This is a genomic window from Pseudomonas sp. OA65, from assembly GCF_017498305.1.
GTDB classification, from domain to species: domain Bacteria; phylum Pseudomonadota; class Gammaproteobacteria; order Pseudomonadales; family Pseudomonadaceae; genus Aquipseudomonas; species Aquipseudomonas zanjanensis.
In genome coordinates, this window is the sequence record NZ_JAGDEZ010000001.1 from 192,096 (window position 1) to 212,261 (window position 20,166).

The 20,166-nt window shown below is 63.2% G+C and carries 23 protein-coding genes and 1 pseudogene; 11 read left to right on the forward strand and 13 right to left on the reverse strand.

Going from position 1 to position 20,166, the window contains the following annotated elements; translation table 11 throughout:
• Window positions 1–21: 21 nt before the first annotated feature.
• From lolA to cysG, 5 genes are all read left to right on the forward strand, one after another.
• Window positions 22–645 (forward strand): outer membrane lipoprotein chaperone LolA, encoded by a 624-nt coding sequence (gene lolA / locus J3361_RS00845; RefSeq protein WP_186710180.1) that lies wholly within the window; start codon window positions 22–24, stop codon window positions 643–645.
• 152 nt (window positions 646–797) lie between these two features.
• Window positions 798–2,123 carry a replication-associated recombination protein A gene (locus J3361_RS00850; protein ID WP_207961505.1) on the forward strand — a complete coding sequence of 442 codons (1,326 nt, stop codon included), beginning with the start codon at window positions 798–800 and terminating at the stop codon, window positions 2,121–2,123.
• The gene (crcB, locus tag J3361_RS00855) at window positions 2,120–2,494 is read left to right on the forward strand and encodes a fluoride efflux transporter CrcB (protein ID WP_207961507.1); all 375 of its coding nucleotides are present in this window, start codon (window positions 2,120–2,122) and stop codon (window positions 2,492–2,494) included. Before J3361_RS00850 ends, crcB begins: the two co-directional genes overlap by 4 nt.
• Before the next feature lie 15 nt (window positions 2,495–2,509).
• Complete coding sequence (serS, locus tag J3361_RS00860; protein ID WP_053185694.1) at window positions 2,510–3,790, forward strand: serine--tRNA ligase; 1,281 nt, start codon at window positions 2,510–2,512, stop codon at window positions 3,788–3,790.
• Window positions 3,791–5,185 (forward strand): siroheme synthase CysG, encoded by a 1,395-nt coding sequence (gene cysG, locus J3361_RS00865; protein WP_207961510.1) that lies wholly within the window; start codon window positions 3,791–3,793, stop codon window positions 5,183–5,185.
• A 141-nt stretch (window positions 5,186–5,326) separates the two neighbouring features.
• Here cysG and J3361_RS00870 read toward each other — a convergent pair whose 3' ends face one another.
• From J3361_RS00870 to J3361_RS00905, 8 genes are all read right to left on the reverse strand, one after another.
• Window positions 5,327–6,331, reverse strand: a complete 1,005-nt coding sequence (locus J3361_RS00870) for a glutathione S-transferase family protein (RefSeq protein WP_207961512.1) — start codon at window positions 6,329–6,331, stop codon at window positions 5,327–5,329.
• A gap of 88 nt (window positions 6,332–6,419) precedes the next feature.
• Window positions 6,420–7,421 (reverse strand): glycosyl transferase family protein, encoded by a 1,002-nt coding sequence (locus J3361_RS00875; RefSeq protein ID WP_207961514.1) that lies wholly within the window; start codon window positions 7,419–7,421, stop codon window positions 6,420–6,422.
• Window positions 7,418–7,753 carry a TusE/DsrC/DsvC family sulfur relay protein gene (locus J3361_RS00880; protein WP_207961516.1) on the reverse strand — a complete coding sequence of 112 codons (336 nt, stop codon included), beginning with the start codon at window positions 7,751–7,753 and terminating at the stop codon, window positions 7,418–7,420. Before J3361_RS00880 ends, J3361_RS00875 begins: the two co-directional genes overlap by 4 nt.
• On the reverse strand, window positions 7,750–8,043 hold the full coding sequence (gene tusB / locus J3361_RS00885; protein WP_207961518.1) for a sulfurtransferase complex subunit TusB: 294 nt from the start codon (window positions 8,041–8,043) through the stop codon (window positions 7,750–7,752). Before tusB ends, J3361_RS00880 begins: the two co-directional genes overlap by 4 nt.
• A complete protein-coding gene (gene tusC, locus J3361_RS00890; RefSeq protein ID WP_207961520.1) occupies window positions 8,043–8,405 on the reverse strand; it encodes a sulfurtransferase complex subunit TusC in 363 nt (120 codons plus the stop codon). The genes tusB and tusC overlap by 1 nt, the downstream gene beginning before the upstream one ends.
• Window positions 8,405–8,797, reverse strand: coding sequence for a sulfurtransferase complex subunit TusD (gene tusD, locus J3361_RS00895; protein ID WP_207961523.1), 393 nt, complete (start codon window positions 8,795–8,797; stop codon window positions 8,405–8,407). Before tusD ends, tusC begins: the two co-directional genes overlap by 1 nt.
• Before the next feature lie 229 nt (window positions 8,798–9,026).
• Window positions 9,027–9,362, reverse strand: coding sequence for a DUF6388 family protein (locus J3361_RS00900; RefSeq protein WP_207961525.1), 336 nt, complete (start codon window positions 9,360–9,362; stop codon window positions 9,027–9,029).
• A 2-nt stretch (window positions 9,363–9,364) separates the two neighbouring features.
• Entirely contained in the window at window positions 9,365–9,625 is a 261-nt protein-coding gene (locus J3361_RS00905) for a hypothetical protein (protein WP_053123144.1), read from the reverse strand.
• Window positions 9,626–9,766: 141 nt separating this feature from the next.
• Here J3361_RS00905 and J3361_RS00910 point away from each other — a divergent pair, with 141 nt between their 5' ends.
• Window positions 9,767–10,117: a hypothetical protein gene (locus J3361_RS00910; protein ID WP_207961527.1), complete on the forward strand. Its 351-nt coding sequence runs from the start codon at window positions 9,767–9,769 to the stop codon at window positions 10,115–10,117.
• A gap of 128 nt (window positions 10,118–10,245) precedes the next feature.
• On the opposite strand, the gene J3361_RS00915 is transcribed toward J3361_RS00910, so the two are convergent.
• Window positions 10,246–10,677 (reverse strand): GNAT family N-acetyltransferase, encoded by a 432-nt coding sequence (locus J3361_RS00915; protein WP_207961529.1) that lies wholly within the window; start codon window positions 10,675–10,677, stop codon window positions 10,246–10,248.
• Window positions 10,678–11,069: 392 nt separating this feature from the next.
• Here J3361_RS00915 and J3361_RS00920 point away from each other — a divergent pair.
• The 4 genes and pseudogenes from J3361_RS00920 to J3361_RS00935 form a co-directional block, all read left to right on the forward strand.
• Window positions 11,070–11,162, forward strand: a pseudogene (locus J3361_RS00920) (gamma-glutamyltransferase); the annotation flags it as partial.
• Between the two features lie 36 nt (window positions 11,163–11,198).
• Window positions 11,199–11,732: a cysteine hydrolase family protein gene (locus tag J3361_RS00925; RefSeq protein WP_207961531.1), complete on the forward strand. Its 534-nt coding sequence runs from the start codon at window positions 11,199–11,201 to the stop codon at window positions 11,730–11,732.
• A 196-nt stretch (window positions 11,733–11,928) separates the two neighbouring features.
• Window positions 11,929–13,149, forward strand: a complete 1,221-nt coding sequence (locus J3361_RS00930) for a helix-turn-helix domain-containing protein (protein ID WP_207961533.1) — start codon at window positions 11,929–11,931, stop codon at window positions 13,147–13,149.
• A gap of 36 nt (window positions 13,150–13,185) precedes the next feature.
• Window positions 13,186–13,818 carry a DUF5074 domain-containing protein gene (locus J3361_RS00935; protein WP_207961535.1) on the forward strand — a complete coding sequence of 211 codons (633 nt, stop codon included), beginning with the start codon at window positions 13,186–13,188 and terminating at the stop codon, window positions 13,816–13,818.
• Between the two features lie 152 nt (window positions 13,819–13,970).
• Here the strand turns inward: J3361_RS00935 and J3361_RS00940 are convergent, their stop codons facing one another.
• Together J3361_RS00940 and J3361_RS00945 are read right to left on the reverse strand one after the other, a co-directional pair.
• Entirely contained in the window at window positions 13,971–14,831 is an 861-nt protein-coding gene (locus J3361_RS00940) for a CAP domain-containing protein (RefSeq protein ID WP_207961537.1), read from the reverse strand.
• 321 nt (window positions 14,832–15,152) lie between these two features.
• A complete protein-coding gene (locus J3361_RS00945; RefSeq protein ID WP_207961539.1) occupies window positions 15,153–16,118 on the reverse strand; it encodes a DMT family transporter in 966 nt (321 codons plus the stop codon).
• Between the two features lie 295 nt (window positions 16,119–16,413).
• Here J3361_RS00945 and J3361_RS00950 point away from each other — a divergent pair, with 295 nt between their 5' ends.
• A complete protein-coding gene (locus tag J3361_RS00950; protein WP_207961541.1) occupies window positions 16,414–17,505 on the forward strand; it encodes an SMP-30/gluconolactonase/LRE family protein in 1,092 nt (363 codons plus the stop codon).
• 201 nt (window positions 17,506–17,706) lie between these two features.
• Here J3361_RS00950 and J3361_RS00955 read toward each other — a convergent pair whose 3' ends face one another.
• The gene (locus J3361_RS00955) at window positions 17,707–18,093 is read right to left on the reverse strand and encodes a DUF1850 domain-containing protein (protein ID WP_207961543.1); all 387 of its coding nucleotides are present in this window, start codon (window positions 18,091–18,093) and stop codon (window positions 17,707–17,709) included.
• Window positions 18,090–20,117, reverse strand: a complete 2,028-nt coding sequence (locus tag J3361_RS00960) for a TRAP transporter permease (RefSeq protein ID WP_207961546.1) — start codon at window positions 20,115–20,117, stop codon at window positions 18,090–18,092. Before J3361_RS00960 ends, J3361_RS00955 begins: the two co-directional genes overlap by 4 nt.
• Window positions 20,118–20,166: the final 49 nt, after the last annotated feature.

The following is a 20,166-nucleotide window of genomic DNA, read 5'->3' on the forward strand; positions in this document are numbered from 1 at the left end:
CACGACTTCATGAGGACTCCCATGCGCCTGATTCGCATGCTGCTGTTGCCCGTATTGGCCTTGTCTACTTTGTCGGCCCACGCCGGCGAAAAGGACGTGGCTCGCCTGACCCAATTGTTGGGCGGCTCCCAGACCCTGACGGCACGCTTCTCCCAGTTGACCCTCGACGGCAGCGGCACCCAATTGCAGGAAACCGCCGGCGACATGGCCCTGCAGCGTCCGGGCCTGTTCTACTGGCACACCGATGCGCCAGCCGAACAGCTGATGGTCTCCGACGGCAAGAAAGTTTCCCTGTGGGACCCGGACCTGGAACAGGTGACCATCAAGACCCTTGACCAGCGCCTGACCCAGACGCCGGCGCTGTTGCTCTCCGGTGACATTTCCGAGATCAGCCAGAGCTTCGACATCACCTCCAAGGAGGCTGGTGGCGTGATTGACTTCACCCTCAAGCCCAAGACCAAGGACAGCCTGTTCGACAGCCTGCGCCTGTCGTTCCGCAATGGCCTGGTCAACGACATGCAGTTGATCGACAGTGTCGGCCAGCGCACCAATATCCTGTTCACCGGGGTCAAGGCGAATGAGCCGATCGCGGCGTCCAAGTTCAAGTTCGACATCCCCAAGGGTGCCGATGTGATCCAGGAATAACCTGCCGGAACCCTGTATGTGGGAGCGGGCTTGCTCGCGAATGCGGTGTTTCAGTTAACAATAATGTCGATTGATACACCGCATTCGCGAGCAAGCCCGCTCCCACAAGGAATCTCGGCAACAGGACCCCAGTGGAGGTTGCATAAGTAGTGATGGACCTGTTTCGAAGCGCCCCGATTGCCCAGCCATTGGCCGCCCGCCTGCGCGCGACCAACCTGGATGAGTACGTCGGCCAGGAACATGTGCTCGCCCGCGGCAAACCTCTGCGCGAGGCCCTGGAGCAGGGCGCCCTGCACTCGATGATCTTCTGGGGCCCGCCGGGCGTGGGCAAGACCACCCTGGCGCGGCTGCTGGCGGAGGTCTCCGACGCACACTTCGAAACGGTGTCGGCGGTGCTGGCCGGGGTCAAGGAAATCCGCCAGGCGGTGGAAGTCGCCAAGCTGCAGGCCGGGCAATACGGCAAGCGCACGATCCTGTTCGTCGACGAAGTGCACCGGTTCAACAAGTCCCAGCAGGACGCGTTCCTGCCCTACGTCGAAGACGGCACGCTGATTTTCATCGGTGCCACCACCGAAAACCCCTCGTTCGAACTCAACAACGCCTTGCTCTCGCGGGCACGGGTCTATGTGCTCAAGAGCCTCGACGAAACGGCCATGCGCAAGCTGGTGCATCGGGCGCTGACCGAGGAGCGCGGCCTGGGCAAGCGGCATTTGAGCCTCAGCGATGAAGGCTTCCAGATCCTATTTTCCGCCGCCGATGGCGACGGTCGACGCTTGCTCAATCTGTTGGAAAACGCCTCGGACCTGGCCGAAGACGACAGCGAGATTGGCGTCGAGCTGTTGCAAAGCCTGCTGGGCGATACCCGGCGGCGTTTCGACAAGGGCGGCGAGGCGTTCTACGACCAGATTTCGGCGCTGCACAAATCCATCCGGGGCTCCAATCCTGACGGTGCGCTGTACTGGTTTGCCCGTATGATCGACGGCGGTTGCGATCCGCTGTATCTGGCGCGGCGCGTGGTGCGCATGGCCAGCGAAGACATCGGCAACGCCGACCCGCGGGCGCTGAGCCTGTGCCTGGCGGCCTGGGACGTGCAGGAACGCCTCGGCAGCCCGGAAGGCGAACTCGCCGTGGCCCAGGCCATCACCTACCTGGCCTGCGCGCCGAAGAGCAACGCCGTGTACATGGGCTTCAAGGCGGCGATGCGCAGCGCCACCGAGCACGGCTCCCTCGAAGTGCCGCTGCACCTGCGCAACGCGCCAACCAAGCTCATGAAGCAGTTGGGCTATGGCGATGAATACCGTTACGCCCATGACGAGCCGGACGCCTATGCCGCTGGCGAAGACTATTTTCCCGATGAACTCGAACCCCAGCGCTTCTATCAGCCGGTGCCCCGGGGCCTTGAGCTGAAGATCGGCGAGAAGCTCAACCACCTGGCGCAACTGGATCGCCTGAGCCCACGGCAGCGGAGAAAAACGTGATTCCTTTGATACTGGCCGTTTCCGCTGGCGGCGTCGCCGGCACCTTGCTGCGTTTCGCCACGGGCAACTGGATCAGCGCAAATTGGCCCCGGCACTTCTATACCGCGACGCTGGCCGTTAATATCGTGGGCTGTCTGCTGATCGGCGTTCTATACGGTCTGTTTTTGATTCGCCCGGAAGTGCCCATCGAGGTGCGGGCCGGGCTGATGGTTGGCTTTCTCGGCGGCCTGACGACTTTTTCATCCTTTTCACTGGATACGGTGCGCCTGCTGGAAAGCGGGCAGGTGCCGCTGGCCCTGGGCTACGCGGCCATCAGCGTATTCGGCGGGCTGCTCGCCACGTGGGCCGGCCTGTCCTTGACCAAACTTTGATAACGAGAGACCGACATGCTCGATTCCAAACTGTTACGTAGCAACCTCCAGGACGTAGCGGACCGCCTGGCTTCCCGTGGCTTTGCCCTGGATGTCGCGCGCATCGAAGCGCTGGAAGAACAGCGCAAGACCGTCCAGACCCGCACCGAAGCCCTGCAGGCTGAACGTAACGCGCGCTCTAAGTCCATCGGCCAGGCCAAGCAGCGTGGCGAAGACATCGCGCCGCTGATGGCCGATGTCGAGCGCATGGCGGGCGAATTGAGCGCGGGCAAGGTCGAGCTGGACGCGATCCAGACCGAGCTGGATTCGATCCTGCTGGGCATCCCGAACCTGCCTCACGAATCGGTGCCGGTCGGTGAAGACGAAGACGGCAACGTCGAAGTGCGCCGTTGGGGCACGCCGACCACCTTCGATTTCCCGGTGCAGGACCACGTGGCGTTGGGCGAGAAGTTCGGCTGGCTCGACTTCGAAACCGCCGCCAAGCTGTCGGGCGCGCGTTTCGCCTTGCTGCGCGGGCCGATCGCCCGTCTGCATCGGGCCCTGGCGCAGTTCATGATCAACCTGCACGTCACCGAGCACGGCTACGAAGAAGCCTACACGCCGTACCTGGTCCAGGCCCCGGCGCTGCAAGGCACTGGCCAGTTGCCGAAGTTCGAGGAAGACCTGTTCAAGATCAGCCGCGACGGCGAGGCCGACCTGTACCTGATCCCGACCGCCGAAGTCTCGCTGACCAATATCGTCGCTGGCGAAATCGTCGACGCCAAGCAACTGCCGATCAAGTTCGTCGCCCATACGCCGTGCTTCCGCAGTGAGGCCGGGGCGTCGGGCCGTGATACCCGCGGCATGATCCGCCAGCACCAGTTCGACAAGGTCGAGATGGTCCAGGTCGTCGAGCCTTCGAAGTCCATGGAAGCCCTGGAAAGCCTGACCGCCAACGCCGAGAAAGTCCTGCAACTGCTGGAACTGCCGTATCGCACCCTGGCGCTGTGCACCGGCGACATGGGCTTCAGCGCGGTCAAGACCTACGACCTGGAAGTCTGGATCCCGAGCCAGGACAAGTACCGCGAGATTTCCTCGTGCTCCAACTGCGGCGACTTCCAGGCCCGCCGCATGCAGGCGCGTTTCCGCAATCCGGAAACCGGCAAGCCGGAACTGGTCCACACCCTCAATGGCTCCGGCCTGGCGGTGGGGCGTACGCTGGTGGCCGTGCTGGAAAACTACCAGCAGGCCGACGGTTCGATCCGGGTGCCCGAGGTGTTGAAACCCTACATGGGCGGCATCGAGGTCATCGGCTAAATGGACTATCTGCCACTGTTCCACAACCTGCGCGGCAGCCGCGTGCTGGTGGTCGGCGGCGGGGAAATTGCCTTGCGCAAGTCCCGCCTGCTGGCCGATGCCGGCGCGTTGCTGCGGGTGGTCGCACCCGACATCGAACCGCAGTTGCGGGAACTGGTCAGTGGCAGCGGCGGCGAGTGTGTCCAGCGTGGTTACCTGGAGACGGATCTGGACGGTTGCGTGCTGATCATTGCCGCCACCGACGACGAACCGCTCAATGCCCAGGTCTCGGCCGACGCTCACAAGCGTTGCGTGCCGGTCAACGTGGTGGACGCGCCGGCCCTGTGCAGCGTGATCTTTCCGGCCATCGTCGACCGCTCCCCATTAGTGATTGCGGTGTCCAGTGGCGGCGATGCGCCGGTGCTGGCGCGGCTGATCCGGGCCAAGCTGGAAACCTGGATTCCTTCGACTTACGGGCAACTGGCGGGGCTGGCGGCGCGTTTTCGCAATCAGGTCAAAGGTTTGTTCCCCGATGTCCAGCAGCGCCGGGCATTCTGGGAAGAAGTGTTCCAAGGCCCCATCGCCGACCGTCAGTTGGCCGGGCAGGGCGGCGAGGCCGAGCGCTTGTTGCGGGAAAAGATCGACGGCCAGGCGCCAAGCGCACCGGGCGAAGTCTATCTGGTGGGGGCCGGGCCGGGTGATCCGGACCTGCTGACCTTCCGCGCCTTGCGCCTGATGCAGCAGGCGGACGTGGTGTTGTACGACCGCCTGGTGGCCCCGGCGATCCTCGAGCTGTGCCGGCGCGACGCCGAGCGCATCTACGTCGGCAAGCGCCGCGCCGACCACGCCGTCCCCCAGGACCAGATCAACCAGCAATTGGTCGACCTGGCCCGCCAGGGCAAACGTGTAGTGCGATTGAAGGGCGGCGATCCGTTCATCTTCGGTCGCGGCGGCGAAGAGATCGAAGAACTGGCGGCCCATGGCATCCCGTTCCAGGTCGTCCCAGGCATCACTGCCGCCAGCGGTTGCGCGGCCTATGCCGGGATCCCTTTGACCCATCGCGACCACGCCCAGTCGGTGCGTTTCATTACTGGCCATCTCAAGGACGGCACCAGTGACCTGCCATGGGCCGACCTGGTGTCGCCGGCGCAGACGCTGGTGTTCTACATGGGTTTGGTTGGCTTGCCGATGATCTGCAACGAGCTGATCAAGCACGGCCGTGCGGCGGATACGCCGGCGGCGTTGATTCAGCAGGGTACGACGTCCAACCAGCGGGTCTTTACCGGTACCTTGGCGGATTTGCCAAGGCTGGTGGCCGAGCACGAGGTGCATGCGCCGACGCTGGTGATCGTTGGGGAAGTGGTGCAGTTGCGTGAGAAGTTGGCCTGGTTTGAAGGGGCTCAGGGGCAGGTCTGAAGACCGCGTCGCCCCCTTTCGCGAGCAGGCTCGCTCCCACAATGGGACGGTGTACAACCACAGATTTATGGTTGCACGACGATCAAATGTGGGAGCGGGCTTGCTCGCGAAGAGGCCCTCAATTGCAACAAAGATCCCGGATCAATCCCCAGCCCCACGCCAAATCCCTTTCCCACTCAACCTTCCCCGATCATGGGCAACCATGAAGTCCTGCTTCGGCCCCTTGGGCACGATCCCATTCGGATTGATGGTCTTGTGGCTGCCGTAGTAATGGCCCTGGATATGGGTGAAATCCACGGTTTCGGCAATCCCCGGCCATTGGTACAGCTCCCGCAGCCAGTTCGACAGGTTCGTGTAATCGGCGATGCGCCGCAGGTTGCATTTGAAATGGCCGAAGTACACCGCGTCGAAGCGGATCATCGTGGTGAAGAGGCGGATGTCGGCCTCGGTCAGGTATTCGCCCGCCAGGTAACGACGGTTTGCCAGCAACGTTTCCAGCCAATCCAGCTCGGCAAATAATCGGTCGAAGGCTTCTTCGTACGCCGCTTGGGCCGTGGCGAATCCAGCGCGATAGACGCCATTGTTCACCGCCGGGTAGATACGCCCGTTCAGTGCATCGATCTCATGGCGCAGGTGTTCGGGATACAGGTCCAGGTCGTTGCCGGTCAAGCCGTCGAAGGCACTGTTGAACATGCGGATGATTTCCGCCGATTCGTTGCTGACGATGCGTTGTTGCTGTTTGTCCCAAAGGGCCGGCACGGTGACGCGGCCGGTGTAGTCCGGCGTGTCGGCGGTGTAGCGCTGATGAAGGAATTGCAGGTCGTCGAGTTTGTCACCCGTGGAGCCGTGGGCCTGGTCGAAGGTCCAGCCGTTTTCCAGCATCAGGTAGCTGACCACCGAGACATCGATCAGGTTTTCCAGGCCTTTGAGCTTGCGAAAGATCAGCGTGCGGTGGGCCCAGGGGCAGGCCAGGGAGACATACAAATGGTAGCGCCCGGCCTCGGCGGCAAAGCCGCTCTCGCCGGAAGGGCCGGCGCTGCCGTCGGCGGTCACCCAATTGCGGCGTTGCGCCTGCTCGCGCTGGAAACTGCCGTCCTTGCTTTCATACCACTGGTCCTGCCAGCGGCCCTCGACCAACAAACCCATCTCAATCTCCTCGACCCATAAATATTGGAGCCGAGTCTATTCCGATAGGTTCGAACTAAAAGCGCAAAGGTTGGGCGTTAATGATCGGTTAAATCGAACGGTCCCTTGCATCCCAATACCGTCGGGCTTTCTCGAATGCTGCTTCGCGAGTATCGCCCAAGCCGCGTAGCGCCAACGCCATGGTGGCGATCAGCGCCAGTTGCGGGTAGCTGTCCTCGACGTCACCGCGCCAGATTGCCTTCAAGTGCTCGGGGTCGAGGCTCTCGGGTTTGACGTGGCGCTGCTCGGCCAGTCGCGGCCATTCTTCGTCCCAACTGGCGCCGCCGGTGGTGCCATACAGGTGGCTATCGGCGTCCGGGTTGATCTCGATCTCGCCGCCGTCGCCCTTGATCACGATGGCGGTATCACCGAGCAAGCCGCTGGCGTCGCGATGCACGGCCTGGTAGCCCGGGTGGAAGATGCTTTGCAAGCCACAACGAGCCGCCAGCGGATTGAGGATCCGCGCCAGGGAATGGATCGGCGAGCGCAGGCCCAGGGTGTTGCGCAGGTCGATCATGCGCTGCATTTGCGGCGCCCAATCCACCAGCGGCATGAAGGCCAGGCCGCCGTTGTCCAGCGCGCTGCCGACCTGCTGCCAATCCCGGCACAGCGGGATCCGCAGCAAGCCCAGCAATTGTTCGGTGTAAAGCCGCCCGGCGGTGTGAGCGCCGCCGCCGTGCATGAAAATCCGCACGCCGTTCTGCCCCAGGCATTTGGCCGCCAGCAGGTACCACGGCAAATGGCGCTTCTTGCCGGCGTAGGTCGGCCAGTCGAGGTCTACCGTCAACGCCGGAACCACCAGGCGCTCACGCAGGGCTTCGGTGAAGCCGGCCATTTCCTCGGCGCTTTCTTCCTTGTGCCGCAGCAGCATCAGGAAGGCGCCCAGTTGGGTGTCCTCGACTTTTTCATCGAGGACCAGGCCCATGGCTTCGTGGGCTTCTTCGCGGGTCAGGTTGCGGGCGCCGCGCTTGCCTTTGCCAAGGATGCGCACGAATTGGGCGAATGGGTGTTCGGCCGGGGTTTCAAGGGTCAGCGCTGGGAAGTCGGTCATAAGCAATTCGTCGGTTTGGGCAGGCCCGCCAGCTTGGCGGCGAGTTTGGCGGGAGTGCCTTTGAACAATCGGTTCAGGTGCAGGCTGTTGCCTTTGTCCGCCCCCAGTTTCAGCGCCGTGTACTTGATCAGCGGCCGGGTCGCGGGGGAGAGCTGGAATTCGTTGTAGAAACCGCGTAGCAGTTCGAGGATTTCCCAGTGTTCGGGACTCAAGTCGATGTCTTCGGCGGCGGCCAGGGCGGTGGCGACTTCGGCCGACCAGTCGTCCAGGTCGGCCAGGTAGCCGTCCTTGTCCAGTGCGATGGCGCGACCGCCCACGTTCAGCGTGTTCATAGCCAGGTGTTGACCTTGTCGTGCTCGATCGACAGCTCGACGAAACCTGAATAATTGATGGCTTCGGCCCAGTCCGGCGTGTCCAGGGCGCGGGCCTGGAGGTCTTCGGCGAGCACGAACAGGTTCACGCCGGCAGCCTGCAGCACGTCAAACGGTGGGCTGCCCGGTTGCAACGCGTACGTTGCGTCGCCGCACAACAGCAGCGCATCCTGATTGCCCAGTACCCGCAGGCAACTGGCGAGGCGGTTGTCGCCGAAGGGCGAATGAGACAACACATGCAAAGTCGACATCAGAGGGTGATCACCTGGTCGTAGCGGTCGATGAGCGCGGCGATGTCCGGCGCGCCCAGTACTTTTACCTCGCCCAGCGCCAAGGCATCGGTGGCAACGCCGCGTTCGGCGGCGCTGTCGGCGCAGAGGAACAGCTCTTCGACCCCGAACATCGGCAAGGCCTGCAGGTTGGCGCTCAGGTCCTTTTGCTGGACTGCCTTGGCGTTTTGGCCGGCGCTGAGCTGGAACACGCCGTCATCGAGAAACAGCAAGCCGATGGGCAGGTCGAACGCCCCGCCGGCGAGGACGATGTCCAGCGCTTCGCGGGCACCGGGGCCGGACCACGGGGCTTGGCGGCTGATGAGCAATAAAGACTTGGCCATCACGCGCCTCCAAAACAGATCAAGCGGTCGGCGTCCTGGATTGCGTCGTGCAACTGGCCCAGCCCGGACAAGGCCCAGGGCGCTTCGACACTGGCCGCCAAGCGCTGATAGCGCTGGGCCTCTTCCTCGTTCAACATGCCACGGCGCAACGCCGCCGCAATGCAAACCACGCCGTCGAGCTGGTTGTCGCTGACAAAGGCGCGCCATTGCTGAGGCAGGTCCTGTTCGTCCTGGGGCGTGACCACACTGGCGCAGGCGTTGTAGACGCCGTCCTGATAGAAAAACAGCCGCACGATCTCATGCCCACCCGCCAGCGCCGCCTGGGCAAACAATAAGGCACGGCGGGAGGAGGGCGCATGGGCGGCGGAAAACAGCGCGATGGCGAACTTCATGACAGACCCGATCAGCAAAACTGCGGCCATGATAAAGCTTTATGGGCGGTGGGGCGATTGCCAGGGAGGAGGAGCGCTTTGGAGATTGACCTTGTGGCGAGGGAGCTTGCTCCCGCTGGGCTGCGCAGCAGCCCCTGGATCTGGCAACGCAGTGTGTCAGGTTGAATGAGTTGCTTTTTTTAGGCCTGCTGCGCAGGCCAGCGGGAGCAAGCTCCCTCGCCACAAAGGCTTAGTGCTTGGCCTTTAGGCCATTGAGCTCGCAATACTCTGCCCATTCCATCCCCGCCATCTCCGCCACTTCCTTATGCACCTCCAGGCGCTGGGCCTGGTAGTCCTCGGGCGAGGCGGCGGTCAGTTGCAGGGTCAGTTCCCAGGCAAACACGCCCAGGCGCTCGGCCTCGGCTTCGAACGCTTCATGCAAGCGCTCGGCGCGGTACTGCGCGGCGGTCTCGCCCTTGGCCTGGGCCAGCAGCGGGTTGAGGTGGTCCAGTTCGTGGCGCAGTTCGGGGCGCTCATCGAGAAATTTTTCCAGGGCCCGTTCGTGTTGCTGTTCGGTTGCCGCCATGGTCACTCCTTGGGGGACGAGGATTGCTTCTTGCTGGCCTTGGCCGCAGCCGCCAGGCATTCGAGGGCGAATTGTTCGGTGTAGGTCATCTGGATCGGCGTGGTTTCGCCCTTGACGGTACGTTCGCCGTCGAGGATGTAGCGAATTCGTTTGTCGGTGACGCCGATGCGCTTGGCGATCCAGGACGGTGTCTGGCCGATCTGGCTGATCAGTTTGTCGGCGTATTCGGTGGTGGGTTTGTAGAATTCGGCGTTGGGGGTCATGGGGTGTTCCGCGTGGCAGGTGGCAATGGCGCGACAGGGTGCGCGAATCGCAGGCCGATGTCCCGTGTAAATTTCAGTAAAGCAGCACGGAGGCCCGGGTCGCAGTGCTACAGTCCGTTTTTTTCTCGGTGAGTGAACGCGATGCGAATGTTGACGGTGGCCCTGGTCGCCACCTTGCTGGCCGGTTGCGCGGGTTCGGCGATGAACGAGGCCCGGACCCAGGCCCCTTACAAGACACTGACCTCGGACAAGCCCGAACAGGTCGTGGCCCAGTGCGTGCAGTTCTCCTGGCAGGACGAAGCGGTGTTCGGTGTCGACGCCGGCGCCTACCTGCAACCGGGCAAGAAGGGCGGTTCGACGGTGTATACCCGCTCTGCCGAATCGTTTGTCGATTTGCATGCTGGTGCGACGGGCACGGAGTTGAGTTATTACGCCAAGCACGACGACTTCGTGGCCAAGCGCCGGTTGGCGGCGCTGGCGACGTGTCTTTAAGCAACTCGAATTGAGAACCGGATCGAGTGTGGGAGCGGGCTTGCTCGCGAAAGCGGTTAATCATTCAACATTGTTGTCGACTGATTCTCCGCCTTCGCGAGCAAGCCCGCTCCCACAGGATCAGTACTTCAATTGGTAGGCGTCAGGCGTTTCTGGAAGAAGAAGCGCTGGTGGCCCGGGGGATAGTCGTCAATCTGGCCGCACTCGGTGAAGCCTTGCCTGCGGTAGAACTCCGGCGCCTGGAAGTCGAAGGTGTCCAGCCAGATGCCCACGCAGTTTTTCTCCCGGGCCAGTTCTTCGGCCATCTGCATCAGGGTCGAGCCGGTGCCCTGGCCCCGGGCCTGTTCTGGTACCACCAGCAGCTCGATATACAGCCAGCGAAAAAACACTCGACCATACAGCCCACCGACAATGTCGCCCTGTTCGTCCCGCACCAGCCAGGCCACCAGTTCAGGTGCACTTCCACCGGTCTGGGCCGTGTTATAGGCGCGTAGCGGGGCGAGGATGGCCTGGCGTTCTTCGTCAGTGGGGGTGTCGGTGCGTTCGATTCGTAGCGTCATCGGCGATGTCCTTATGCAGCAAGATGAACCTCAGGAGCCTATCCCAAGGCTGCCTTGACGTCATCCGGTCGACTCGGAAACGGGCGAATTACCCAAACCCAGCCATACTGAAGTGTCCTGAAACAGCCACTCGTAAAAAATGTGGGAGCAAGGCTTGCCCGCGATGCAAACACCTCGGTGTACCTGAAAAACCGAGGCGATACCATCGCGGGCAAGCCTGGCTCCCACAGGTGATACAGGACATTTGTGCTCTTGATGCGCTCCCCCGACTTTTTAAAACAAGAAGAGCCCGACTCATGAAGTTCGAATCCTTTGCCCGGACCCTCGTTGCGACCACGCTGACCTTCAGTTTTCTGAATGCCCAGGCCGCCTCCCAGGCGCCAGTGGCGGCCGCGTCATCATTGGACGGCAAGCCCGTGGGCAAGAACCGCTTCTATGGCGCCAACGCCCCCCGTCGCAACACGGGGCTGTCGTTGGGTTATTGATGGAACGCGGCTCCGATACCGTCAGAAGAGGAAAATATGAACACCGCATTGCTGATCATCGATGTCCAAGAGGCGCTGTGCAGCGGCGAAGAAGAGTGCTTCGATCGCCAGCGCATCCTCCAGACGATCAACGACCTCAGTGCCAGGACCCGGGCTGTCGGCCGGACAGTGATCCTGATCCAGCATGAAGAACTGGAGGGCGCGCTGGCCTATGGCGCTGCCGGCTGGCAACTGACCGCCGACCTGTTGACCGCTGCGGATGACCTGCGGGTACGCAAGACCACGCCCGATGCCTTCTACCAGACCGACCTGCAACCCTTGCTGCAGGCCCGAGGCATTGATCGCCTGGTCATCTGCGGGCTGCAAACCGACTGTTGCGTCAACGCCACCGTGCGCCAGGCCCATGCCCTGGGGTACGACGTGGTCCTGGCGGCCGACGCCCACTCTACCGTGGACAACGGCAGCATGGCGGCCGACCAGATCATCGCCAACCACAACAACCGATTGGGACGGCTGAGCAGTGCGGTGTCGCGGATCGATGTGGTGGCGGCGGCTGACATTCGCTTGTAGCCGTTACCCATTGCTTGGACTGCGGCAGGTTTGGGTTGGGGCACGCATTTTTGTGGCGCTGGAGCTTGCTCCCGCTGGGGCGCGAAGCGCCCCCCATGAAGCAGCCCACATCAACCTGACACACCGTGGCGCCTGGCCTTGGGGCCGCTGCGCAGCCCAGCGGGAGCAAGCTCCCTCGCCACAAAGGTCATCGTTTATGGATTACGAGATCACCACGGCAGCGCAAGCATTGGCAGCGGGAGACCCCGTGGCCGCGCTCAATCGCATCGCCTTGCGCAACGATGCCCCAGCCCTTGCGCTGCGTGGCATTGCCATGGCGCAGTTGGGCGAACTGGCCAAGGCCCGGGCCCTGATGCGTCGAGCCGGTGCGGCCTTCGGGCCCAAGGAGGCCATGGCACGGGCGCGCTGTGTGATCGCCGAAGGCGAGATCGCCCTGGCGTCCCGTGACCTGGCGTGGCCGATGAAACGCCTCGACGCCGCGCGGGCGGTGCTCGAAACCCACGGCGACCGAGCGAACGTCGCCCATGCCCACACGATCGAGATCCGCCGCCTGCTATTGATCGGCCGACTCGATGAGGCGGAACTCAAACTCGTCGATCTGGACCTTGCCTTGCTGCCCTTGGCATCGCGGGCGGCTTGCGAGTTGGTGGCTGCGGGAATTGCCATGCGGCGCCTGCAAACGCAGATCGCCCGTGCCGCCCTCGAGCGGGCCGGGCACGCTGCACGGCAAGCGGGCATCGGTGCGCTGGGCGCCGAAATCGAAAGCGCCTGGCAATTGCTGAGCACGCCCGCCGCGCGCCTGATTGCCCGGGGCGAAGAACGCCTGCTTGTGCTGGAAGAGGTGCAAGCGCTGTTGGCCGGGGCGGCGCTGGTGGTGGACGCCTGCAGCTATGGAATCAGCGGCGCTGGCATTCAGGTCAACCTGGCCCGGCGCCCGGTGTTGTTTGCCCTGGCCCGCGAGTTGGCGCAAGCCTGGCCTGGCGATGTGTCGAGGGCAGCGCTCATGACCCAGGCCTTTGGCTTGAAGCTGACGGATGAGTCCCATCGCGCCCGGCTGCGGGTCGAGATGGGGCGGTTACGGGCGATGCTGCGTCCGTTGGCGGAGGTGAAGGCCACCCCGCGCGGTTTTACCCTGGTGCCGCGACAGGCCGATGAGGTCGTGGTGCTCGCGCGCCCCGTCGAGGAACCCTACGGAGCGGTGCTGGCGCTATTGGCCGATGGCGAAGCCTGGTCCACTTCGGCCCTGGCGCTGGCCCTGGACATCAGCCAGCGCAGCGTGCAGCGGGCCTTGGAAACACTGGCCGCCACCGGCAAGGCGCAGTCGTTCGGGCGCGCCAGGGCCCGGCGTTGGATGGCGCCGCCGATGCCTGGATTCGCGACGGTATTGTTACTCACGGCACTGCCATCCGATGGCTAGGATGGACGCGTACCCCCCACCGATGAGGCGAGTGAGATGAAACGTTCAGAAGCACAGATCCTGCGTGAATACGGCCCGTTCCCGGGCGTTGACTGCGTGCACGGCGTCAGCCATGACGGCGAGCGTGTCTGGTTCGCTTCAGGCGAGAAGCTGCACGCACTCGATCCCGCCAGCGGCCAGACCGTGCATGCGCTCGAGGTCCCGGCGAACGCGGGCACGGCGTTCGACGGTGAGCATTTGTTCCAGATCGCCGGTGACAGCATCCGCAAGATCGACCCGCGCACCGGCCAGGTCCTAGCCACGATTCCGGCCCCCAACAGCGGTGATGATTCCGGCCTGGCGTGGGCCGAAGGCTCGCTCTGGGTCGGTCAGTACAAGGCACGCAAGATTTTGCAGATCGATCCCGTCGACGGCCGGGTCCTGCGCACCATCGAGTCCAACCGCTTCGTCACGGGCGTGACCTGGGTCGATGGCGAACTGTGGCATGGCACCTGGGAAAACGACGAGAGCGACTTGCGGCGGATCGATCCGCAAACGGCGCAAGTGCTGGAAAGCGTGACGATGCCGCCTGGGGTTGGTGTGTCGGGGTTGGAGTCCGACGGGGCCGACCGGTTTTTCTGTGGCGGCGGTGGCAGTGGCAAGGTGCGGGCGGTGCGTCGGCCCGTGTGAGCGCTGGCCGATTCGCCGTAGCCCTTGTGGCGAGGGAGCTTGCTCCCGCTCGACCGCGAAGCGGTCGCCAATGCCTTGGGCCTGCTTCGCAGTCCAGCGGGAGCAAGCTCCCTCGCCACCACAGCGTATGGTTCAGCGCTGGGAGTAATGTTTCACGGCGCGCCAAGCACCATCGTCCAATACACCCCCGCATCGCTGCGTGAATCGCGGGCCGAGGCTGCGCCCATCTGGGTAAACATCGGGTTCATCAGGTTGGCGCAATGTCCGGGGCTGGCGAGCCAATCGTGCAAGGTCTGGCTCGGTGAGCGTTGCCCGGCGGCGATGTTCTCGCCCAATTTACGTCCGCGAAAACCGGCGCTCTTGGCCCGATCGGAGGTGGAGCGTCCGTCCGGGTCGCGATGGGCGAAATAATTCTCCCGGGCCATCGACCGGCTGTGGCCCTGGGCCGCCGTGCCCAAGGCGGCGTTCCAGCTCAGCGGCCGAGTCGCCGCGAAGCGCTGGCGCCCGCACATCCGGGGCTTGGCCCTGGCGGCATTGACCTGGGCCAGCAGCGTCTTGTCCGACGCTCCCGCATCGCTCATCCGCGCGCCGCCCATGGGCTGCGCCAGCACGACGCGCCATTCATCACCGACCCGATTGACGCCGATATCGGCGTACTGGTTGTCCAGCAGCGCTGCGCAATATTCATCGGCCAGCATTTCAAAGGCTTCTTCGGCGTCCCGCGCATCGGTCAGGCGAATGCTGCGCACGGCCTGGGCTTGATAGCCGGCGTCTTTCAAGGTGTCCCGCAGGCCGCCGCGAAAGCCGATCGGCAAGCCCAGGCTCGAACGCAGCACCAGCGGCGGCGTGGCGCGCAGCGTGCGCCATTCACAACGACGGGACTGGCTACGGAAGTCGTTGATGGCTTCCACCAACTGCCTTTCGCCGCGGGCCTGGGCGGGGCTGGTAAATAAGGGAAACAGGGCAAGCAGGCACAGCGAAACGAAACGGCAAGAGCGAACAGGGTGGCGCATGGGGCGAACGGCTCAAGAAGGGGGAGGTGCTATAGCGCCAGGCTTGGCGCCGATCAGCTGGAAAATCCGTCGCTGCAGGTCGGCGAGGTTTTCACGGCTGGGGTAGGACTGTGGGTTTGGGAACAAGTTTCCGCAGGGCGAAGACTATCTTTGGGCCAGCACAACACCATTGTGGCGAGGGGATTTATCCCCGCTGGGCTGCGAAGCAGCCCCTAGTTCAGCCAACTTCATGAACCTGACACACTGAGATGTAGGGTTTTAGGGCCGCTTCGCGCCCCAGCGGGGATAAATCCCCTCGCCACATAACGGTGGTCAGCCAGCTCAATTTGTCGGTACAGCCACCGGCACCTCGGCCCGCTCAACCTTGCGATAGGTCAGCAACACGATGCCCGTCACTACAATCGCACCGCCCAATACCTGGCCTGGGTTGAGCATCTGGTCCAGCACCAGCCAGCCGATCAGCAGTGTCGCCAACGGTTCGATGTTCATCACCGGGGCGTTGCGCGGCATGTCCAGCCGGGGCACAGAGATGAACAGCACGATAAACCCGGTGCCGTAGAGCACCACCAGTGTCGCCAGGGCGAACCAACCGGTGCTGGTGGCCGGCAGGTCGAAACCGCCGGGCAGGGCACCGGTCAGGCCGGCAAGGTTGACGCTGCTGAACACGATGAAAATCGTCAGCAGGCTGCGGACTGAGCCGCGCACCTGGGACAACTTGTGATCAGTGATCCACAGCGCACAGGCGAACACACACGCGGCGCAGAAGGCCAGGCCCACCCCGAGCAGCCATTGCGGGCCGACATCCTGTTCGGACGATAGCCGGGCCGGCACTTCCAGCACGAACACCAGCCCCACCAGGATCATGCCCATCAACGCGGCGGTACGCGCCGTCGGGCGGGGGCCACCCAACGCCCAGGTGAGCAAGGCCAGCAGGATCGGAAACACGTTGCCCACCAACAAGGCCAACGCCACCGGCACTCGCGCCACAGCGGAGTACAGGCACAGGCTCTGGGCGCCGATCAACAGCCCCAGGGTCAATTGCCAACGCCACGCACCGGGCGGCAAGCGCAGGCTTTGCCGTTGCCAGAGCACCATCGCCGCCAACACCAGCAGCGTTCCGCCCGAACGCAAAAGGATCGCCAGCAACACCCCGGCACCGTCATCGAACGCGGCCCGGGCGGCGACGTGGTTGCCGGCGAAGGCACAGCCCATGCACAGCAGGACAAGTACGGCGAGGTGGCGGGGTAACGGTGTGGGGGTAGCAGGTGTAGCGGTGGAGCGGGTCATGGCAGGGTCTCAAAAAGTGAAGTGCTGAAGTCAGGCAGCGTGGATATTATTATTTATGTTGTCGTACAACTTACGGATTTGTACCCCATAAGGCTCGCAAGAGACAAGCGCCGAAACGCGCCGCGGTGCCTACGTTGGGCTGCCGAAGCCTCCTATCAACGTGGCAATGAAAGGTTTGTTCCGCCGAACCTGCCTGAGCCTTGGAAAATGAAAGCGTTTGAGCTGATCTTGTACGATGTCCTACCAAAGAGTAAAACTGTCATCCCCGTCCAATAATAATTAACGGAGACGCACGATGGATGCTTCGCAATCTGCAACCGCCGCCGATCAGGGCCGCCGGGTCTTCCTGAAAAAATCCCTGGTGGTCTCGGCCGCCGCCGCCACCCTCGGCAACCTGCCGGGGCTCGCCCAGGCCGAGCCCTTGAGCCAGCGTTACCCGGACCCGCTGATCAACATCCTTGATCCCAGTTTCATGGACTTGCGCATCTTCAACGCCAGCGTGGAGAAGCTCGCCAGCGGCCTGCGTTGGGCGGAAGGGCCGGTGTGGGTCGGTGACGGGCGTTACTTGCTGGTCAGTGACATTCCCAACAACCGCATCGTGCGCTGGGATGAAATCACCGGCGGTCTGTCGGTGTACCGCGAGAACTCCAATTTCTCCAACGGCATGTGCCGCGACCGTCAGGGGCGGCTGCTGGTGTGCGAAGGCTCCACCACCTCCAGCGAAGGCCGGCGCATCACCCGCACCGAGCACAACGGCACCCTCACCGTGCTGGCGGACAGTTTCGAGGGCAAGCCTTTCAACTCGCCCAACGACATCGTCTGCAAGCGGGACGGTTCGGTCTGGTTCACCGACCCACCGTTCCAGACCGGCAATAACTACGAAGGGCACAAAGTCACCCCGGTCCAGCCCCACGCGGTGTACCGCATCAATGGCGAAAACGGCAAGGTCACTCGGGTGATCGATGACCTGGCGGGGCCGAACGGGCTGTGTTTTTCCCCGGACGAGAAAACCCTCTATGTAGTCGAAGGCCGGGCCAAGCCCAACCGCTTGGTTTGGGCAATCGCAGTCAAGGCCGACGGCACCCTGGGCGAGCGGCGCAAGCACATCGAAGGCCTGGATTACGCGGCGATCGATGGCATCAAGTGCGACGAGAGCGGCAACCTCTGGTGCGGTTGGGGCGGCAATGGCGATCCCAAGGCCGACCTGGAAAAGCTCGACGGCGTGCGGGTGTTCAACCCCGAAGGCAAGGCCATCGGGCACATCTCCCTGCCGGAGCGATGCCCTAACGTCTGCTTCGGCGGCCGGGAAGGCAATCGGTTGTTCATGGCCGGCAGCCACTCGTTGTATTCGCTGTTCGTGAATACCCGGGGGGCGACGTTTGCCTGAGTGAAATACCCGCCTTCGATGCAATGATGATCTCTGTGGCGAGGGAGCTTGCTCCCGCTGGGTCGCGAAGCGGCCCCGAATGAAGCTGATTGAATCAACCAGACACACCGCGTTGCCTGGTTGAGGGCTGCTACGCAGCCCAGCGGGAGCAAGCTCCCTCGCCACAGATGTCTACTTTTTCTCAGGTGTTTTCTGATGGGCTCAGGATTGTCCGCAACTCCACAGCTCCACCGTAGGCTGGCCCGCCGTAGGCGGCCCCAACCAATGACTCATCGGCTGACAACCCCCGTCGAAACACAATTGATAATCACCGGCCTGGGGCGTGCGCCCCAGTTTCAGCGGTTGCAGAGGTGGCATCTGGCGCCGATAGTGCCAACTGCCATTTTCCAGCCGGGCATTGTCGGGAATCTCCATGCCCGCGCCGTTGCCCTTGACCCTTGCCTCACCCAGGACCAGGCCCTGCTCACTGACGCGATAGTCTTCCTCCCAGCGGATCTTCTCGATGGTGTGGCTCCACGCCAAGGTGAAATCGGTCACGGCAAGCTGGGCCCAGACCACGCCGGACAGGCCCAGGCACAGCCCGATCACGCCAAGGCCCGTCCGCTACGTCGCGCGCGCCAAACATGCTGGAAGATCAGCAGCCCACCCAGCACGAAACCAATCTCATCGGTGAGGGGCAGGGCAACCACCAGCAACGCGCCCGCGGCAAAGCACATCAGGCGTTCCCACAGCGGCATTTTTTGTTGCAGGTAACCGGTGGATGCCATCCCCCAGAGCCCGACAGCCAGTAACGTCTTGATCAGCATGTACGCCGTCATCCACAGGCTGTCGCCCTGGAGCATCAAGGCCGGGTTATAGACCGTCATGAACGGAATGACGAAACCGGCGAGGGCGATGCGCACCGCCCAGAAGCTGATCTTCAGGCCACTTTCCCGGGCGATGGGGGCGGCGGCGAAACAGGCCAGGGCGACCGGTGGCGTCAGGTCGGCGAGGATGCCGAAATAGAACACGAACATGTGCGACACGATCAGCGGCACGCCCAGTTCCAACAGGGCCGGCGCGGCGATGGAGCTGGTGATGATGTAGTTGGGAATGGTCGGGATGCCCATGCCCAGCACCAGGCAGGTGAGCATGGTCAGGAGCAGCGACAGGAACAGATTGTCCTTGCCGATGGCGAGGATGTAGCCGGCGAAGGTAGACGCCACGCCGGTCAGCGAAACCACCGCGATGATGGTGCCGACCAAGGCACAGGCGATCCCCACCGGAACGGCGTGACGGGCACCGTCCACCAAGGCGTGCAGGCAGATGACCAGGGTTTCCCGCGTGCCTTGCATGAACCAGCAGGCCACCACCAGTAGCCCGATCACCGCGAAGACGACACCGATGCCCACCCGGAAAAAACCGACGCAGAGCAGGCCTAGCGCAACCCAGAAGGCACAGCGCAACGCGAAGCTCGAGACCTTGAAAATGATCGCCGAACCGAGGATCACGATGGCCGTCAACGCCAGGCCGACCATGCCGGAAAACAGCGGTGTGCGCCCGGAAAACAGCAGGTAGACCAAGACCGCGAGGGGGATCAGCAAGTACCAGCTTTCCTTGACCGCCCCCCAGGCGCTGGGGCATTGGTCCTTGGGCAGGCCCTTGAGGTCGGAGCGCTTGGCTTCCAGGTGAACCATCCAGAACACCGAGCCGAAATACAGGCACGCCGGTATCAGCGCCGCCTTGGCGATTTCCACGAATGGTACGTTGATGGTTTCGGCCATGATGAACGCCACCGCGCCCATCACCGGCGGCATGATCTGGCTGCCCATGCTGGAGGTGGCTTCTACACCGCCGGCAAACGCGGCCTTGTAGCCGAAGCGCTTCATCAGCGGGATGGTGAATTGCCCGGTGGTGACGACGTTGGCGATGCCCGAACCGGTGATGGTGCCCATCAGCGCCGAGGACACCACGGACACTTTGGCCGGGCCGCCCAGCTTGTGGCCAAACAGGCCCATGGCAAAATCGGTGAACAGCTTGATCATGCCGGCCTTTTCCAGGAAGGCGCCGAACAGGATGAACAGGAAGATATACGTGGCCGACACGTAGGTGGGCGTGCCATACAGCCCTTCGGTGCCGAACGACAATTGATTGATGATTTGGTCGACGCCATAGCCGCGATGGGCCAAATCGCCCGGCAGATGTTCGCCGAACAGGCCATAGGCCAGGAACAGGCCGCAAATGATCGGCAGCGCAATGCCCATCACCCGCCGTGCGGCTTCGAACACCAGCACGATCAGGATCACGCCGATGACCATGTCGGCGGTGGTCAGGTCGCCAGAGCGCTGGATCAGGTCGGCCTCGAACACCCATTGATAGACGGCCGTTGCCATGCCCCCCAGGCCCAGGACCCAGGCCAAGGGTTGCCAGGGTCGCTGCTTGCCATAGGCCGGGTAGCTGAGGAACACCACCCACAGCAGGAAGCCGACATGCACGGCCCGCAGCACGATGCTGGAAACCGGAGAAAACGCGGCGGTGACGATCTGAAACACTGAAAACAGCAAGGCCACGTAGAACAAGGTCTTGGGCCAGTCCCGCGGGTCCGTGGCGATGCCGTGCTGGTCTTCACTCATGAGGTGCCTGCCTTCTGTTCACATCCAAGGGGCGAAAACACGACGGCCA

Excerpts from the sequence above, each read along its gene's own strand:
- J3361_RS00940 (WP_207961537.1), bottom strand. The coding sequence starts at position 14,831 with ATGCGCCACCCTGTTCGCTCTTGCCGTTTCGTTTCGCTGTGCCTGCTT.
- J3361_RS00870 (WP_207961512.1), bottom strand. The coding sequence starts at position 6,331 with ATGGGTTTGTTGGTCGAGGGCCGCTGGCAGGACCAGTGGTATGAAAGC.
- tusB (WP_207961518.1), bottom strand. The coding sequence starts at position 8,043 with ATGTCGACTTTGCATGTGTTGTCTCATTCGCCCTTCGGCGACAACCGC.
- lolA (WP_186710180.1), top strand. The coding sequence starts at position 22 with ATGCGCCTGATTCGCATGCTGCTGTTGCCCGTATTGGCCTTGTCTACT.
- serS (WP_053185694.1), top strand. The coding sequence starts at position 2,510 with ATGCTCGATTCCAAACTGTTACGTAGCAACCTCCAGGACGTAGCGGAC.
- J3361_RS00900 (WP_207961525.1), bottom strand. The coding sequence starts at position 9,362 with ATGGCGGCAACCGAACAGCAACACGAACGGGCCCTGGAAAAATTTCTC.
- J3361_RS00960 (WP_207961546.1), bottom strand. The coding sequence starts at position 20,117 with ATGAGTGAAGACCAGCACGGCATCGCCACGGACCCGCGGGACTGGCCC.
- J3361_RS00905 (WP_053123144.1), bottom strand. The coding sequence starts at position 9,625 with ATGACCCCCAACGCCGAATTCTACAAACCCACCACCGAATACGCCGAC.
- J3361_RS00925 (WP_207961531.1), top strand. The coding sequence starts at position 11,199 with ATGAACACCGCATTGCTGATCATCGATGTCCAAGAGGCGCTGTGCAGC.
- J3361_RS00880 (WP_207961516.1), bottom strand. The coding sequence starts at position 7,753 with ATGAACACGCTGAACGTGGGCGGTCGCGCCATCGCACTGGACAAGGAC.
- tusC (WP_207961520.1), bottom strand. The coding sequence starts at position 8,405 with ATGGCCAAGTCTTTATTGCTCATCAGCCGCCAAGCCCCGTGGTCCGGC.
- J3361_RS00950 (WP_207961541.1), top strand. The coding sequence starts at position 16,414 with ATGGATGCTTCGCAATCTGCAACCGCCGCCGATCAGGGCCGCCGGGTC.
- J3361_RS00935 (WP_207961535.1), top strand. The coding sequence starts at position 13,186 with ATGAAACGTTCAGAAGCACAGATCCTGCGTGAATACGGCCCGTTCCCG.
- J3361_RS00875 (WP_207961514.1), bottom strand. The coding sequence starts at position 7,421 with ATGACCGACTTCCCAGCGCTGACCCTTGAAACCCCGGCCGAACACCCA.
- J3361_RS00910 (WP_207961527.1), top strand. The coding sequence starts at position 9,767 with ATGCGAATGTTGACGGTGGCCCTGGTCGCCACCTTGCTGGCCGGTTGC.
- J3361_RS00915 (WP_207961529.1), bottom strand. The coding sequence starts at position 10,677 with ATGACGCTACGAATCGAACGCACCGACACCCCCACTGACGAAGAACGC.
- tusD (WP_207961523.1), bottom strand. The coding sequence starts at position 8,797 with ATGAAGTTCGCCATCGCGCTGTTTTCCGCCGCCCATGCGCCCTCCTCC.
- J3361_RS00930 (WP_207961533.1), top strand. The coding sequence starts at position 11,929 with ATGGATTACGAGATCACCACGGCAGCGCAAGCATTGGCAGCGGGAGAC.
- J3361_RS00945 (WP_207961539.1), bottom strand. The coding sequence starts at position 16,118 with ATGACCCGCTCCACCGCTACACCTGCTACCCCCACACCGTTACCCCGC.
- J3361_RS00850 (WP_207961505.1), top strand. The coding sequence starts at position 798 with ATGGACCTGTTTCGAAGCGCCCCGATTGCCCAGCCATTGGCCGCCCGC.
- cysG (WP_207961510.1), top strand. The coding sequence starts at position 3,791 with ATGGACTATCTGCCACTGTTCCACAACCTGCGCGGCAGCCGCGTGCTG.